Source organism: Nitrospirota bacterium, from assembly GCA_004296885.1.
Lineage (GTDB): Bacteria > Nitrospirota > Nitrospiria > Nitrospirales > Nitrospiraceae > SYGV01.
The window spans coordinates 177,037-191,744 of sequence record SCVN01000007.1; the positions used below are offsets into that span (position 1 = coordinate 177,037).

Annotated in this window: 13 protein-coding genes and 1 tRNA gene; 6 read left to right on the top strand and 8 right to left on the bottom strand. The window is 61.3% G+C overall.

Annotated elements, in window-relative coordinates; genetic code table 11:
* Positions 1 to 112: 112 nt before the first annotated feature.
* The 7 genes from EPO61_04320 to EPO61_04350 form a co-directional block, all read right to left on the bottom strand.
* Positions 113 to 1,957: an adenylyl-sulfate kinase gene (locus EPO61_04320; GenBank protein TAJ09946.1), complete on the bottom strand. Its 1,845-nt coding sequence runs from the start codon at positions 1,955 to 1,957 to the stop codon at positions 113 to 115.
* Complete coding sequence (locus EPO61_04325) at positions 1,957 to 2,754, bottom strand: sulfate adenylyltransferase subunit 2 (GenBank protein ID TAJ09947.1); 798 nt, start codon at positions 2,752 to 2,754, stop codon at positions 1,957 to 1,959. The genes EPO61_04320 and EPO61_04325 overlap by 1 nt, the downstream gene beginning before the upstream one ends.
* Before the next feature lie 130 nt (positions 2,755 to 2,884).
* Positions 2,885 to 3,934 (bottom strand): anthranilate phosphoribosyltransferase, encoded by a 1,050-nt coding sequence (trpD, locus tag EPO61_04330; GenBank protein TAJ09948.1) that lies wholly within the window; start codon positions 3,932 to 3,934, stop codon positions 2,885 to 2,887.
* 25 nt (positions 3,935 to 3,959) lie between these two features.
* Positions 3,960 to 4,373 carry a hypothetical protein gene (locus EPO61_04335; protein TAJ09949.1) on the bottom strand — a complete coding sequence of 138 codons (414 nt, stop codon included), beginning with the start codon at positions 4,371 to 4,373 and terminating at the stop codon, positions 3,960 to 3,962.
* A 93-nt stretch (positions 4,374 to 4,466) separates the two neighbouring features.
* On the bottom strand, positions 4,467 to 5,189 hold the full coding sequence (locus EPO61_04340) for a phosphoadenylyl-sulfate reductase (protein TAJ09950.1): 723 nt from the start codon (positions 5,187 to 5,189) through the stop codon (positions 4,467 to 4,469).
* Positions 5,190 to 5,197: 8 nt separating this feature from the next.
* The gene (locus EPO61_04345) at positions 5,198 to 7,735 is read right to left on the bottom strand and encodes a HEPN domain-containing protein (GenBank protein TAJ09951.1); all 2,538 of its coding nucleotides are present in this window, start codon (positions 7,733 to 7,735) and stop codon (positions 5,198 to 5,200) included.
* A 53-nt stretch (positions 7,736 to 7,788) separates the two neighbouring features.
* Positions 7,789 to 8,241, bottom strand: a complete 453-nt coding sequence (locus EPO61_04350) for an Rrf2 family transcriptional regulator (protein ID TAJ09952.1) — start codon at positions 8,239 to 8,241, stop codon at positions 7,789 to 7,791.
* Between the two features lie 874 nt (positions 8,242 to 9,115).
* Between EPO61_04350 and EPO61_04355 the strand changes: the two genes are divergently transcribed.
* From EPO61_04355 to EPO61_04380, 6 genes are all read left to right on the top strand, one after another.
* Positions 9,116 to 9,316 carry a hypothetical protein gene (locus EPO61_04355; protein TAJ10096.1) on the top strand — a complete coding sequence of 67 codons (201 nt, stop codon included), beginning with the start codon at positions 9,116 to 9,118 and terminating at the stop codon, positions 9,314 to 9,316.
* Positions 9,317 to 9,437: 121 nt separating this feature from the next.
* Positions 9,438 to 9,512: transfer RNA gene (locus EPO61_04360), tRNA-Val, on the top strand.
* Between the two features lie 237 nt (positions 9,513 to 9,749).
* Positions 9,750 to 11,681 (top strand): threonine--tRNA ligase, encoded by a 1,932-nt coding sequence (gene thrS, locus EPO61_04365; GenBank protein TAJ09953.1) that lies wholly within the window; start codon positions 9,750 to 9,752, stop codon positions 11,679 to 11,681.
* 28 nt (positions 11,682 to 11,709) lie between these two features.
* Positions 11,710 to 12,216, top strand: a complete 507-nt coding sequence (locus EPO61_04370) for a translation initiation factor IF-3 (GenBank protein TAJ09954.1) — start codon at positions 11,710 to 11,712, stop codon at positions 12,214 to 12,216.
* 60 nt (positions 12,217 to 12,276) lie between these two features.
* Complete coding sequence (locus EPO61_04375; protein ID TAJ10097.1) at positions 12,277 to 12,483, top strand: 50S ribosomal protein L35; 207 nt, start codon at positions 12,277 to 12,279, stop codon at positions 12,481 to 12,483.
* Positions 12,484 to 12,531: 48 nt separating this feature from the next.
* Complete coding sequence (locus EPO61_04380) at positions 12,532 to 12,891, top strand: 50S ribosomal protein L20 (GenBank protein ID TAJ09955.1); 360 nt, start codon at positions 12,532 to 12,534, stop codon at positions 12,889 to 12,891.
* 71 nt (positions 12,892 to 12,962) lie between these two features.
* On the opposite strand, the gene EPO61_04385 is transcribed toward EPO61_04380, so the two are convergent.
* Positions 12,963 to 14,708: a phenylalanine--tRNA ligase subunit beta gene (locus tag EPO61_04385; GenBank protein ID TAJ09956.1), complete on the bottom strand. Its 1,746-nt coding sequence runs from the start codon at positions 14,706 to 14,708 to the stop codon at positions 12,963 to 12,965.

The window sequence follows — 14,708 nt, forward strand, 5'->3', positions numbered from 1 at the left end:
AAAGAGACTGTCAGCCGTCAGCAACAGGCTACTCTTGATTGCTGAAGGCCGGGTGTCGATCGCTTCGTGGCATTGGCACGGTAACACAGGGGTTTCGAGGGAGTCAAACCGCTCAAATTGAATACTGAAACGTCGGCTTGCCCCCGATTGCCTGCGCCAGGACGCCTTTTTTCTTGAGTTCTTCGATGATCCGGCGCGCTGCCTCATCGAAGTCCTTCGGCCCGGCGAACTGGATATCCGTGTCGGGAGGCGACTCCTCGGCCGCCTTGCTCATATGCACGGTGATGACCGGAGCCGGATGCACCAAGGTACGGATCGCTTGGGCGGCTTGCGCATAGGCCGACCCGAAGGCTTTGGTGGTGGACACCACGATCAGCCCCGTGTCGATGAGCAGGCGGGCCACTTCGCCGTACCGGCGCGCCATCTCGTCCGTCCCGGCCTGGTCCGCTCCGGCCAGGTCCGCATCCAGGCCGCGCCGGAGGTTTTCCCCCTCCAACAGGTAGGCATGACGACCCTCGGCCACCAGCACCGACTCCAGCTTGCGGGCCAGGAAGGACTTGCCGGTCTGCGGCGCTCCCGTGAGGAGCACCACCGCCGCCCGATGTCCGTAATGCTGCGCCCGCTCTTCCGCCCCCACTTCTCCTTTGACCCAGGCGAAATCCCTCCGCCTGGCTTCATCGCGCAGAAACTCCTGTTCGTCATGCACCAAGTCGGTGATGATGCCCCCGCCGGCGATATCATACTCGTCCACGATCACGAACCGGCCGGTCGACTCGAAGGCATAGTACGGGTCGAACGCGATCGGGGATTTCGTCCGGAGCGTCAACTCCGCCACCTGGTTTCGCTCGACGACACTCCCCCCCTGCCGTTGGTCCAAATCCGCCGTGTCGACGATCCGGTTGATCGCCGCCACCTCGCAGTCCACCTCGTGGGTGGCCAGACGAAGCTGATACTTCCGGCCGCGCTCCAACGGGCGCCGGCCCAGCCAGAACAAGTTGACCCGGAAAGAGGTGGAGACGAGCGGGATGGACTCCTGGCGGGACGCGATCTCGCCGCGCTCGATGAAAATCTGCTCGTCCAGCGTGATTCCGACGGACTGTCCGGCTGTAGCCTCGGTCGGGGACGGTTCGACGTTGAAGGCCTCTACGGATTTAATGTTGGCCGACTTGTTGGACGGGGAGAAGACCAATCGGTCGCCGACCTTCAAGCGGCCGGCGGTCAAGCGGCCGGCGATGATCCGTCGCGCGTCGAACTTGTAGACGTCCTGGACCGGGAACCGGAGCGGTTGCTCGCGGCGGGCGGTTTCCTTGCGAAACGCCTCCAGCGTCTCAAGCACGGTCCGGCCCTGGTACCAGGCCATGTGGGTGCTGCGGGAGGCGATGTTGTCGCCGAGCTTCGCGCTCACCGGAATGACGCGCTCCGGCACCACCTTCAACTGGCCCAAGAAGTCCCGGTATTCCTTTTCGATGCCGTCGAACACGTCCTGGCGGTACCCGACCAGGTCCATCTTGTTCACTACCACCGCGACCTGCTTGACGCCCAGGAGCGACAACAGATACCCATGCTTTTTGGACTGCTCCTTCACGCCCTCCAGCGCGTCGATCAGCAGCAGGGCCGCCTCCGCGCGGGCGGCGCCGGAGATCATGTTCTTGAGAAACTCCTTGTGGCCCGGCGCGTCGATGATGATGTACTGGCGCCCCTTCCACGTGAAAAACGTGCGGGCCGTGTCGATCGTGATGCCCTGCTCCTGCTCCTCCAGGAATGCATCGAAGAGGAAGGCGTACTCGAACTCCTTGCCCTGCTGGCGGCAGATGGCCTGCACCTTCTCCAGCTTCCCATCGGGGAGCGAGCCGGTGTCGGCGTAGAGCCGCCCCAGCAGCGTGGACTTCCCATGGTCCACGTGCCCGACGATCACGATGTTCAGATTTTCCGTGGGTCTGGTTTGTACGGTCGCCATTACATATACCCGTCTTTCCTCAGCAGCTCCATCCCGCGCCCCTCATCCTGCGCCCGTCCGGACCGCTCGGCCACCGTGGTATGGCGCAGCTCTTCAATGATGGCATCCACGGTCTTGGCCGTGGATTTGATCGGGGTGGTGCAGGGGGCGCAGCCCAGGCTGCGATACCTCATGCCGTCGCCCTTGTCGAGATAGAGGTCGATAAAGGGGATGTTCTCGTACTTGATGTATTCCCAGATGTTGATCTCCGTCCAGTCCAGGAGCGGGTGAATCCGGATGTGGGTGCCCGGCGGGAACGCGGTCTTGAACTGATCCCAGAGCTCCGGCGGCTGATCCCTGAAATCCCAGTCGCCGTGCTTGTCGCGCGGCGAGAAGTATCGCTCCTTGGCCCTGGTGCCCTCTTCATCGGCCCGCACCCCCAAAATGATGCCCGTGTAGCCCTTCTGCTCGATCAGCTGCTTCAGCCCGTTGGTCTTGAGCGCCGTGCAGCAGGCAACCCGGCCCAACGTATGGTTCATGCCGCCCGCGAGGGCTTCCTTGTTCTGGCCGACGACCAGGTTCAACCGCCACTCACGGGCCAGCCGGTCCCGGTACTCGATCATCGCGGGAATCTTGTAGCTGGTATCCACATGGAGCAGCGGAAACGGCACATGGCCGAAGAAAGCCTTGCGCGCCAGCCACAAGAGGACGGTCGAGTCCTTCCCCATGGACCAGAGCATGGCCAGGTTGTCGAAATGCTTGTAGGCTTCGCGAAGAATGTAGACGCTTTGGTCTTCGAGCTGGCGGAGGTGCTTCATCTAAAACCTTTAAAACCTTCGGGTTGAACAGTCGTCAAGTCTGAAAGTCTTCAAGTCGAAATAAAAAGTGGAACCCATAGGTTGCGGCATTGGCTCCGATGACTTCACGACTTGATGAACTTTCGGACTTTCAGACATGAATAGGTTCCTTCACAATAGCAAGTTCGGCCAGCTTCCGCGCCGCCGCGCCGCTGTCCAGCGCCTGCTGCGCCAGCGGAACGCCGGCCGAAATGGATTGGACCTTGCCGGCGGCATAGAGCAACATGGCCGCGTTCAAGACCACCCAGTCCCGCTGCCCGCCGCGCACCTGGTTGTGCAGGATGCGCCGCAACAGGGTCGCCTCCTGGTCCAGCTGCCCAGGAGGAAACCCGGACATGGATTGAAAGCTCCCCGGCGAAAGACCGCAGTCCTTGGACGTCAGCGTCAAGGGCGCGATGCGCTCGTCCCGCACCTCGAGCACCCGGGTTGCCGAGGCGATGGACAATTCCGGCTCGCCTTCCGACCCGCGGATGATCAGCGCCCGCTTGCCGCCCAGCATGAGCAGCGCCTCGGCCGTCTTTTCGAAATAGGGGGGATGGCTCAGGCCGATCACCTGCGAGGCGGCCCGGGCCGGGTTCAGCATCTTGGCCACCGGATGGAACAGACTCCGCACCCCAAGTTCGCGCCGCAGATCCAGAAACCGGGCGACCGGCGGATGGTAGAGGGCGATATCCAGATAGACCAATCCTTTCGCCGTCAGTTCCTCGGCCGCTTGCTTGGGCGGCAGGTCGGTCGGCAAGCCGAGCTTGGCCAGAATTTCGACGGTCCCGGGCCGCTCCGGAATGCCTTCATGCCCGTGCATCAGAATCGCAGCCCCGGCGGCGGCGGCCACGATCGCCGCGCCCGCGGATACGTGAAAGGTGTCCTGTTTCCCCGCGTACGTCGGCAAATCCACCAGCGGCAGGTGGCGCGGCACCGGCAGGGGCGGGACATACTCCCGCGCTGCCGAGGTGAAGGCCGCCAGTTCTGTGATCGATTCCATCTTCACGCGCATGGCCAGGAGGAAGGCGCCGACCTGCGCCGGCGTGGTCTGTCCCTCGACGAGCATCCGCATCGCCTGCTTGGCCTCTTCCCAAGTCAGGTCCTTGGAAGCCTTCTGACCCTTGCCGATTTTGGCGATGAATTGCGAGAATTCCGTCATGCCTGATCCGTCCTCCGCGCCCGCGTTAAAACGTCAGCACCTGGTCCGCCGGCGCGACCGCTTCCTTCCAGAAGGCCTCGGCCTTCTGCACCTCGTCCAGTTCGGGCAGTAGCTGATCCACGGTGATCTCGAAGTACTCGATCGTCTCGCGGCAGATCGAGAGCTTCACGTCCCCCGCCTCTTTGACCTCACGCAACACGGCCGGCACATCGAGCCGTTTCCGCTCCCGCAGCAAGTCGCGCACCTTCGACTCGCGTCCCTTGTAGGCCTCCGAAAACGTCAACTGCTTCACTTTCTCGTGCGTCAATTTGGACGCCGCTTCGTCCCGAAACAACACGCTGACCTGCGCGCCGGACGCAGCGGCGATGCGGATCCATTCGCAGGCCTGCAACAGGTTGTTGTAGCTTCCCCCGGTCACGATCACGGCCAGCTTCTTCATCTCTGGAACCTCACTGCAAATGATGAATGCTGAATAATGAGTGATGAATGACGGTTCTGGTTGAATTCATCATTCAGCGTTCCGCATTCAGCACTATTTGTGGAGCCCACACTCGGTTTTCGCGAAGTTCTGCCACCGGCCGGATCGCGGATCGGCCCCGGGCATGACCGGAGCCGTGCAATGGGTGCAACCGATGCTGGGGTAGTTTTGGTCATGCAGCCGGTTATAGGGCACCTCGTAGACCTTGATGTAGGCCCAGACCTCCGCCACGCTCCAGCGGGCCAGCGGGTTGAACTTGACCAACTGAAATTTCTTGTCCCATTCCACCAGTCCCGCGTTCGCGCGGGTCGGCGCCTGATCGCGCCGGATGCCGGTGATCCAGGCCTCGTAGCCGCCCAACACCCGGGTCAGCGGTTCGACCTTGCGCAATTGGCAACATTGGTCCGGCTGCTTGGCCCAGAGCTCCGCTCCGTATTGAGCCGCCTGCTGCTCGGGCGTCAGCAGCGACTTCACCTGGATCACTTGCGCGGGACGCAATCCGTATTGGGCCGCGATTCGGTCCCGCACCTCGTGGGTTTCCGGAAACAGAAAGTCCGTATCCAGGTAGAAGAGGGGCGCGTTCGAGTCCAACCGGTGGATCATGTCCACCAACGCCACGTCTTCCGCCCCGAAGCTACAGGCCAACACGATATGCCCGCGATATCGCTCTAGAGCGTAGGCGAGCACCTCTTGCGGCTGCTTGGACTCGAAGGAGTCGCTCAGCGCCTTCAATTCCTCATCGGAGGGTCTGGTCCGGACTTCCGTCTTGTCGGTCACGATTGTCCCTAGCCCTCGACCTTTTCCACCAGCACTTTGAAGTGGGCGGCCGTCGGCTCCAACGGCTCTTCCAACAGAATCTTGTGTCCGTCGTTGCGCAAGCTCATGGGCACGTTTTTGATCGGCTCGCCCGCGTCCAGCCAGACCTCCAGCCGCTCGCCTGCCTCCATCATTTCCAGCTTCAACTTGGTCTTCACATAATTGAGCGGGCAGGCCACGCCGCGGAGATCGTAGACCGCCGCCTCCGGCCCGGCTGCAACGGGTTGGGAGGGAGGCTCGGCCTCCGCCGCCTGCATTGCGGATACCTCGGCCTCGCCGGCTTGCGCCAGCTTCAAATCCTTGCCGATCTGCTCGGTCGCCGCCCGGCACACTTCCACGAATCCCCGGGCGAAGGCAATCTTGGCCTGCGCGAATTCCGGGCTGCTGTCCTTCTGGCCCAAGTCACCCGCCTGCACCCCCAGGTTCTTGTACCGGGCCGGCACGATGCTGCGCTGGCCCAACCGCCGCTCGAACTCGGCAAAGGTTTCGGCATCCGTGGCCGGATCCAAGCCCTCGGTCACCAGCAAGGCCTTGGCCGCGGCCAGCACGGCCCGGTAGGATTTGTTGACCGAGACGGAATACTGGTGCTTCTCGGCCAGCAACTTGGCCTGATAAAGTTCCTGCTCCGCCTCGAGGATCCGATCGCCGATCATCTCCAAGGCGCCGCCGGCGCATTCGCCCGGCCCCAGATCCTCCAGGATGAACTCCTCTTCCCCTTCCCAGTCGTAATAAAAGGTCTGGTCCTCCTCGAACGCCGGCACGATCGTATAGGGAATCAGCTCTTCTTTCAGCGCAACCTTGCCAGCCCGCGTGATGAAGGAAGGGAGGCTCTCACCCTGGCGCCGGTCGCGGCGATAGACCGAGAGCAGATGCGTGATGGCGGCCGGCACGCTCTTGGCCGGCAATTTCACGGTCATCTGGCCGATCTTGGCCGTCCCGTTCACCTGCCCGCCCAGGTGCAACTCATAGTGAGGCGCCACATGGTCTCCCAGACGCTTGCCCACGCCATGCAAGCCGATCGTCGCGATGTGGTGTTGGGCACAGGAATTGTGGCAGCCGCTGATCTTGACGCTGACGTCCTTCAAATCCTCGGGCACACGGCCGGGCGGGAAGACTTCCGCCATGGCCCGCGCCAAACCCTTCGACGAGGTGATGCCCAGACCGCAGGTGTCGGTACCGGGGCAGGCGATGATGTCTTCAACCAACTCCGCGCCCGGATCGCCTAATCCCTGCGAAACCAGGTCTTCGTAGAGGGCCGCCAACCTCGCCTCCGGCACCCACCGCAATACCAGATTTTGATTGATCGTGGTCCGCAAGTTCCCGTTTGAATAGTCCTCCGCCAGATCCGTGACGAACTGCATCTGCCGGGCGGTGAGGTCGCCCATCTGGAGCTTGATTGCGGCCACCGCATAGCCCTGCTGCTTCTGGAGCACCACGTTGGTCCGTTTCCACATCTGATAGGGCGTTTCAGCGACCCCATGGCCGTTGCCCGGTGCTCCGTTGCCATTGCCATTGCCGTTTCCATTGCCCGCAGAGGAGGACGAGGTCGGCATGATGAGGGGCACCGGCTCGTCGGCATGCGCGAGCAGCTTGATGGGGCCGTGATCTGGCCTGGCGTGGCCCAGACTCACATAGGCCTCTTCCCAGCGCCGCTTGAACTCCTCGAAGCCCAGCTTGTCGATCACGAACTTCATCCGGGCCTTGTTGCGGTTCTTGCGGTTCCCCAGCGTATCGAAGACTTTGATGACCGCCTCGATCGTGGGGATCAATTCGTTCATCGGAACGAACTCGCGCAACAGCTGCGCGATGCGCGGGGCCGAGCCGAGCCCGCCCCCGACGACCATACGGAATCCGATGGTTCCGTCCTCGCGCCTGGCCGCCAGAAGTCCCACGTCGTGAATCGGCGTCAAGGCGCAGTCGTGCCGGCAGCCGGAGAAGGCGATTTTGAACTTCCGCGGCAGGCTCTGGTTGAGCGGGTTCCGCAAGAGATGGAACGCCACGGTTTTGGCATAGGGCGTGACGTCGAACACCTCGCCCTGGCAGACGCCGGCCAAGTGGCAGGCCGTCACGTTCCGCACTGTGTTGGCGCAGGCCTCCCTGGTCGTCAGCCCCACTTCGGCCAGTCCGCGCATCACCGTGCCGACATCCTTGAGTTCGACGAAGTGGAGCTGGATGTCCTGGCGGGTCGTGACGTGACCGACGCCGGTCCCGTACCGGTCGGCCAGTTCGGCCACCCGTCGCAGCTGATTGGCATTCAGTCCGCCGAAGGGGATCTTAATCCGTACCATTTGCACACCGGGCTGGCGCTGCCCGTAAATGCCATGTTGCAACCGGAAGGGCTTGAACAGGTCGTTGGACACATCTCCCGCCTGCAGCCGTTGGGCTTCGCCTTCGAAGGTTTCGATCTCTTCGAGAATGTCAGGCGGAATGGGGGCGGTCTGTATGGCCACCGGCTGCAGGGTCCGTGGAGTACTCATGAGAATTGCTCCATTTGAAAATTCGAGCATGAACGATTTGAAGTAGTCGTCGTCAATCGACCATCCCAACGATCGTCAATGATTCAAATGTGGTACATCAGGGTCCGTTCACGGTCAAGTTGCTGATGGCGTTCTGCCAGCTCGCGAAGCGTCACGGCACTCAACACGCCCAGTTCCGCCTGGCGGACCCGTTCCCAAACATCGGCCAAAAGCAAGTCCGGCCTCGATGGCCCCTTGATGTGACGCCCCGTCCCTCGATGGCCGCTCGGCGCCGAAAGGGTACCGTCCAACGCTTCCACGATGTCCGCCAGTGAAATTTCCTCCGGTAGTTTGCCCAAAAGATAGCCTCCCTGGGCACCGCGGAGGCTGTCCACCAGCCCTGCGTTCTTCATCGCGTTCAGGACCTGCTCAAGAAAACGGAGCGGAATAGCCTGACGCTTGGCAATCGTCTTTGCCTGGATGGGCGAGGTGCCGTCATTCAAGGCCAAATCCAGCGCTGCAAGCACTCCATATGTGGCCTTCAACGAGATTTTCATGGATTGTTATTCACGAGTATTCCGATAGGAAATGATATAGACGTACTTATACAACCCAATCACATGAAATGTCAAGTCGTTTTACCTCTCACATGGCTGGATTCCCCCTCGGACTCACCGCTATAGTTCAGAATATCTGTGCCATTTCCCATGCTACGGAGCATGGGCTCCTTCCCCAATTCTGGTGCCGAGGGCAGAGGGAACCGCACCCTCTTTCCATGTCAGCCACGAGCGATACAATATTCCAAATTCTTCAGCTCTGGGATAGCAAAAACCGGCAGGCATACCAATTTTTCGGCCCACTCCAGCTCCTGAGTAGGGGAGACAGCCAAAGAAATCCAGCCGAATTGCAAGAAGTGCAGACCATGACATCGTGGCACCACTGTTGCTTCTTCCCAACCGACTCGGCTGGACGAGTCGGTCCTACTTTATCCGTTGACTTGGCGGAATCCGGTGGAGGATAATCCCGCCTCTTCTTCTTGGTGCCTTCATGCCGACCCGAACAGCCGCCGTCAGCATTCTTTTGCTCACTGCCGATCCTGACCTCCAGGCCCAGATCAAGCGCGACTTCAAGGACACGGCGATTACGGTGGCCAAGGATCTGGCATCGTTGCCTCGGGCTTCGGCCAAACGTACGTTCGACGGCGTGATCATCGAAACCAAACGGAACCATCCCCAGGAGCTGGCGGAACTCTCCCGACATATCGATCCGGCCAGAACGGTTGTCGTCGCGGGATCGCGTGCAGTCCTCCGGCAGACCCACCGTATGTTTCACGCCCTCTCGAACGGCGCCGGTCCCTCGGCCAACCATGCCGATCCGAACTTTTCCCTCGAAGACTATATCAAGTCAAAATTGGGAGATTTTGTCAGGGGAATGAAGAACGGCTCCGCCCGTGATTTGCATCCGATTTTGATCAAGGCGGTGGAAGAACCTTTGATTACGCTCGTGCTGAGGGAAACTAACGGCAATCAGATGCAAGCCGCCGACCTGCTGGGCATGAACCGCAACACCCTCCGCAAGAAAATCACCGAGTTCCGGATCTCCGTCAAGCGGGAGCGAGCACGCCGGACGTAGAACCATCCGCCCCGAACAGGGCTGGCCCGATCGGGGGCGGACTGAATCCATTTGACGCCCCCTATCCAGGCGAAATTCTTGACAGTACCGCTTGGGCTATATTAGCATGGCCCCGAACGTTAGGCGCGTAGCTCAGGGGGAGAGCGCTACCTTGACACGGTAGAGGTCGACGGTTCAAGACCGTCCGCGCCTACCATTTCGCGGAACGAGGGCATCAGGTCGCCGGGGACGAGAACCCATTCGATTGCGGGAGACGGAGTCAGATGCGAGGTCGCGGGCAACAGAGAACCACGGGCGCAGTAACGTCCATGCGTTGAGGGTTTCTCCAAGCCGGTCCGGCCGCAGATGATTTCGGGATGCTTCCCGCAGGAACGAAGAGGTTCCGAGAGACGAGTCCCGCGGCAATCATGATGCCTTTTCTTATTTGAGCCCTATGCCCATCGGGACCCAACAGATTCAGATCACATTGACGGACGGGACCACCCGCCAGGTTCCGAGCGGCTGTACCGTCGCTGAAGCCCTGAGCGGAACAACCGGCCGTCTCAGCCCGGACATCCTGGCGGCGAAGGTTAACGGCACGCCCGTGGACCTGAGCAAGACCCTGACCGAACCAGCGACGGTGGAACCGATTACCTTCGCCACCCCGGAGGGTAAAGAAGTCTACCGGCACAGCAGCACCCATATCATGGCTCAGGCGGTCAAAGAGGTTTTTCCCTCGGCCCAAGTCACCATCGGCCCGGCCATCGAGGAGGGCTTTTACTACGACTTTGCCTTCGAACGGTCGTTCACTCCGGATGATCTGGCCAAGATCGAGGCCCGCACATTGGAGCTGATCAAGGCCAACCGCCCCTTCAAGCGGTTGGAGATGCGCCGCTGGGACGCAGTCAATTTCTTCAAACAGCGCGGCGAGTTGTATAAGGCTGAAATCCTCGAAAGCATCGAAGACGAGACCGTGTCCCTCTACGATCAGGGTGATTTCATCGACCTCTGCCGCGGACCGCACCTGCCGTCCACCGGACGGGTCGGGGCCTTCAAGCTGCTCTCCAGCGCCGGCGCCTACTGGCGGGGAGACGAGCGCAACCCGATGTTACAGCGGATTTACGGAACCTCCTTTCCGACCCAGGCGGAGCTGGATGCGCACCTCGCCAAGCTCGAAGAGATCAAGCGGCGGGACCACCGCAAGCTCGGCAAAGAGCTCGACTTGATCTCGCTGCAGGACGAGATCGGACCCGGCCTCGTCCTGTGGCATCCCAAGGGCGCCCTGGTCCGCCTGCTGATCGAGAATTTCTGGCGGGAGCAGCACATCAAGCAGGGCTATGAGCTGGTCTATTCGCCTCACGTCGCGCGGCTGGATCTCTGGAAAACCAGTGGACACGTGGACTACTACCGGGAAAACATGTTCGCCTCGATGAAGGTGGAGGCCAGCGAGTACCAGCTCAAGCCGATGAATTGCCCGTTCCACATCATGATCTACAAGGGCCACCTGCGCAGCTACCGGGACTTGCCGATCCGGTACGGCGAGTTGGGCACCGTATATCGGTATGAGCGAACCGGCGTGCTGCACGGCCTGTTGCGGGTCCGCGGCTTTACCCAGGACGACGCCCATCTGTTCTGCCGCCCGGACCAGATCGAATCCGAAGTCAGCCGGGTCCTGGACTTTACCTTCTTCGTGCTCCGAACGTTCGGCTTCTCGGAATTCGAAGTCTACGTCTCGACCAAGCCTGAAAAATCCGTCGGCGCGCCGGAAAACTGGGCGCTGGCAACCAGCGCCCTGGAAGCCGCCCTCAAGGGACGGGGCGTCGCCTACGAGATCGACCCGGGCGAGGGAGTCTTCTACGGCCCCAAGATCGACATCAAGATCAAGGACGTGCTCGGCCGGGCCTGGCAATGTTCCACGATCCAGATCGACTTCAACAATCCCGAACGGTTTGGATTGACCTACACGGGCGAGGATGGGAAGGCCCACCAGCCGATCATGATCCACCGGGCGCTGATGGGGTCCATCGAACGCTTCTTCGGCATTCTGGTGGAACACTACGCAGGAGCCTTTCCCACTTGGCTCGCGCCGGTCCAGGCGATGGTGCTGCCGATCAGCGAGCACCAGCATGACTATGCCGTGAAGGTCACGGAACAGTTGAAGGCGGCCGGGCTACGCGCCGACGTCGATCTGCGGAACGAAAAAGCCGGCTATAAAATTCGCGAAGCCGAGAAGGCGAAAATCCCCTACATGCTGGTCGTTGGCGCCCGCGAGCAGCAGGCTGAATCGGTGTCGATCCGCAAGCGCGGCGGCGAAGATAAGGGCAGCCAGCCGGTGCTGGCGGCCATTGACCTGATCAGGGCCGATCTGGCGCAGGCCCTGTCGTGACCATAACCCTTTTCCTGAGAGGTGTCGTATCGTCCCCAAGCTGCGTGTAAATCGGGAAATCCGAGTCCGGGAAGTGCGCGTGATCGGGCCTGAAGGCGAGCAATTGGGCATCCTGCCCACGCTCGATGCGCTCAAGAAGGCCCAGGAACTGGGCTACGATCTAGTCGAGGTGGCGCCCACGTCGGCGCCGCCGGTCTGCCGGATCATGGATCACGGAAAGTACAAGTACGAGCTCCAGAAAAAGGAGCACCAGAGCCGGAAGCATCAAAAATCCACGCAGGTCAAAGAGATCAAGCTTCGGCCCCGCACCGACAAGCATGATCTGGAGATCAAAATCCGGCAGGTCAAGGAGTTCCTGGCGGAAGGCAACAAGACCAAAGTCACGGTCACATTCCGGGGGCGCGAGATGGCGAACCAGGAAATGGGACGCACGATGATGAACAGCGTGATGCAGCAGTTGATGGAAAACGGGACGATCGAGTACGCGCCCAGGATGGAGGGGCGCAGTCTCATCATGATCGTCGCGCCCAAATAATCGGAGTCGGCCCGGTGCAGGACGAATCGACGCGAGAGAAACGTTGAAGGGAGAACGATGATGGCAGGCCAAAAATTAAAAACGCACAGCGGCGCCAGCAAACGCATTAGCAGAACCGGCAGCGGCAAGCTGCGGCGGCGCAAGGCCGGGAAGCGGCACATCCTGACCAGCAAGGCGCGCGACCGCAAGCGGAGACTCAAGGGCACGGCGCCCGTGGATCAGACCATGACCATGTCGGTGAACCGGTTGCTCCCGTATAACACATAGCTATCAGCCGTCGGCTGATGACTACGATTAAGGTAAGGAGAACAAGACATGCCACGCGTAAAAGGCGGTCCCAAGACCAGGCAGCGGAGAAAGAAGCGGCTGAAACTTGCCAAGGGCCAGTACGGAGCGAAGAGCCGGCTGTTCCGAAGCGCCACCGAATCGGTGGACAAAGGCCAGACGTACGCCTATGCCGAGCGGAAGAAGCGGAAGCGGAATTTCCGGCGCCTCTGGGTCACCCGGATCAGCGCCGCCGTGCGCCAACACGGATTGACATACAGCCGCTTCATCAATGCGTTGAAAAAAGCCAACGTGCTGCTGGACCGGAAGGTGTTGTCGGATATGGCCATCAAGGACCCGGCAGGATTCGACCAGCTGGCCGTCCTGGCCAAGCAGACCGCCTCGGCATAGCCCGCTCACAAGTCCGAAAGTCTGAAAGTCAGAAAGTCCGCCCCGTTTCAGGACTTGACGACTTTCAGACTTTATGACTTTTCGACAGTCCCCTCGGCCAGCCGATCCACTTCCAGTTCAAACACCACCGCCGGCATCGTCACCTGCCACTGCTCCAAGACCTCCGGATGCAGTTCGCCGATCAGGCCGATGGCGTGGCCGTGCAGCAGAATCCGGCCCGCCCGCCCGGGTAAGAACGAGGGGTGGGCCACCGGCTCCAGACTGTAGGGGCAATTCAAATAAAACAACAGCAGGTCCAAACTGGAATGGACTTCGGAAAAGTTCGCGCTGGCATGGGCGATCAGCGCGCCGAGCGCCATCCGGGTACGTGACCCGAGCTCCTCTGCCTGATCAGGCACCGCCACTTCCCCGACCTCAAAGAGCCGGTGCGGATAGAAGGATCGGGTGGACGCTGCTTCCACCCGCAGCAGGGACGGAACGATCCACTGCCGCAGGCAACTGAAGGTCTGGGACATCGCATTGTCCACTTCCACGATGCGGTCCCACTCGCTTCCGGTCAGCCGCATCCGCTCAATCAACTCCTGCCGCGAAGCCAGGATATTGGCCATGATTTCCTGGAAACCCAGCCCGATCATCAGATCGCGCATCCGGTCGGACAGCTGCTCCACGCGAGACAGACCGCCCACGGTGAACTGCGACGGCATCACCGGCTCGAACGATCCGTATCCGCGGCTGATCGCCACGTCTTCCACTACGTCGACCGCATGCATCAGGTCGTTCCGGTAGGGCGGCAGCTTCACCGTCAGCTTGTCCTTCGCCCCGCGGACCTCGCACCCGTACACCGACAGGGCCTCGCGAATCTGTTTCGGCTCCAACGGCACCCCCAGAGCTTCACGGATCACTTGGATGGCAATGGACCGTGGCTGGCCGAAATCCAGCGGCGTGGGCATGGATTTGCCCAGCGCCGTGGCATAGGGATAGGTCACCTGCACCGGCTCAATGGCCGCGCCCCGATCCGCCAGATTGACCGCCAGAATGTTCAAAGTCAGCACAACCATCAACAAATCGGTGCCGGTAACTTCGACAAAGAGATCCCGGTCGCCGATCCGCACTTCCCCGATCTCCCGGCTGTTAATGATGGGCGGGAGGGAGAGCACCTGCCCCTCGTCGTCCCGCAAGAGGGGCACCCGGTCATGGCCCGCGATCAACGCCCCGTACTCCAAACCTTTCGGGTGCACGGCCAGGATCTCGCGCAGCGACATCTTGTCGTCGAAGCCCAGGGGGGTGAACCGGGCATCGTCCTGCTTGACCAGGTCGTAGGTGACCGGAAAGACGATCTCCGGGAGGCGATAGAGCCCGATCGACACAGTGCTGCGCTTCCGCCCGAAAATGTCGGCCAGTTTTTCCTGCACCTGAATCAACTGCGCCAGGCCGGCCTCGGTCACCGCATACCCGCAGGCCGTGCAGGCCGCCACGTAAGGACGAATCTTCTCTAAGCCCGGCGCGACGAGCAGGCGCCGTTTTGCCTGTGGCTTGGCGCCGAAGAACGGATAGGCCGGCGCGGCACCTGTGAGCTTGATCCGAATCTGCCGGGCCACTCCTTCGGCGGACCAGAGATCGGGCCGGTTACTGTCCTGCAGTTCGACCCGCACCTCACCCGTTTCGTGGTCATGATCCTTGAGTTCGCCCTTGACCAGCGGGAGCCACGACTCCAGGCTCTCGGCGGTCAAGACGCCTCCTCCCGCCGTGGCTTCCCCGAGCGCGGCGGGACCGAGGAGCTGCTCGAAGTCTTTTAGATTGATGGAGATGGTCGGCAT

Excerpts from the sequence above, each read along its gene's own strand:
- EPO61_04375 (TAJ10097.1), top strand. The coding sequence starts at position 12,277 with ATGGCAGGCCAAAAATTAAAAACGCACAGCGGCGCCAGCAAACGCATT.
- EPO61_04345 (TAJ09951.1), bottom strand. The coding sequence starts at position 7,735 with ATGCTCGAATTTTCAAATGGAGCAATTCTCATGAGTACTCCACGGACC.
- EPO61_04350 (TAJ09952.1), bottom strand. The coding sequence starts at position 8,241 with ATGAAAATCTCGTTGAAGGCCACATATGGAGTGCTTGCAGCGCTGGAT.
- trpD (TAJ09948.1), bottom strand. The coding sequence starts at position 3,934 with ATGACGGAATTCTCGCAATTCATCGCCAAAATCGGCAAGGGTCAGAAG.
- thrS (TAJ09953.1), top strand. The coding sequence starts at position 9,750 with ATGCCCATCGGGACCCAACAGATTCAGATCACATTGACGGACGGGACC.
- EPO61_04385 (TAJ09956.1), bottom strand. The coding sequence starts at position 14,708 with ATGCCGACCATCTCCATCAATCTAAAAGACTTCGAGCAGCTCCTCGGT.
- EPO61_04320 (TAJ09946.1), bottom strand. The coding sequence starts at position 1,957 with ATGGCGACCGTACAAACCAGACCCACGGAAAATCTGAACATCGTGATC.
- EPO61_04325 (TAJ09947.1), bottom strand. The coding sequence starts at position 2,754 with ATGAAGCACCTCCGCCAGCTCGAAGACCAAAGCGTCTACATTCTTCGC.
- EPO61_04355 (TAJ10096.1), top strand. The coding sequence starts at position 9,116 with ATGAAGAACGGCTCCGCCCGTGATTTGCATCCGATTTTGATCAAGGCG.
- EPO61_04335 (TAJ09949.1), bottom strand. The coding sequence starts at position 4,373 with ATGAAGAAGCTGGCCGTGATCGTGACCGGGGGAAGCTACAACAACCTG.
- EPO61_04380 (TAJ09955.1), top strand. The coding sequence starts at position 12,532 with ATGCCACGCGTAAAAGGCGGTCCCAAGACCAGGCAGCGGAGAAAGAAG.